1 rRNA gene is annotated in these 716 nt (G+C 53.6%); it reads right to left on the reverse strand.

What is annotated here, in order from left to right:
* Positions 1–25: 25 nt before the first annotated feature.
* Positions 26–716 (reverse strand): 23S ribosomal RNA (locus OGX97_RS00600); the annotation flags it as partial.

A 716-nucleotide genomic window follows, 5' to 3' on the forward strand; every position in this document is an offset into this window, starting at 1 on the left:
TTCGCCAAAACATCTTCGGCGTTGTAAGGTTAAGCCTCACGGTTCATTAGTATCGGTTAGCTCAATGTATCGCTACACTTACACACCCGACCTATCAACGTCGTCGTCTTCAACGTTCCTTCAGGACTCTCAAGGAGTCAGGGAGAACTCATCTCGGGGCAAGTTTCGTGCTTAGATGCTTTCAGCACTTATCTCTTCCGCATTTAGCTACCGGGCAATGCCATTGGCATGACAACCCGAACACCAGTGATGCGTCCACTCCGGTCCTCTCGTACTAGGAGCAGCCCCCCTCAATTCTCCAGCGCCCACGGCAGATAGGGACCGAACTGTCTCACGACGTTCTAAACCCAGCTCGCGTACCACTTTAAATGGCGAACAGCCATACCCTTGGGACCTACTTCAGCCCCAGGATGTGATGAGCCGACATCGAGGTGCCAAACACCGCCGTCGATATGAACTCTTGGGCGGTATCAGCCTGTTATCCCCGGAGTACCTTTTATCCGTTGAGCGATGGCCCTTCCATTCAGAACCACCGGATCACTAAGACCTGCTTTCGCACCTGCTCGAGCCGTCACTCTCGCAGTCAAGCTAGCTTATGCCTTTGCACTAACCTCCTGATGTCCGACCAGGATTAGCTAACCTTCGTGCTCCTCCGTTACTCTTTAGGAGGAGACCGCCCCAGTCAAACTACCCACCAGACACTGTCCGCAACCCGG

Source organism: Citrobacter sp. Cpo061, from assembly GCF_030332845.1.
Lineage (GTDB): Bacteria > Pseudomonadota > Gammaproteobacteria > Enterobacterales > Enterobacteriaceae > Citrobacter > Citrobacter portucalensis.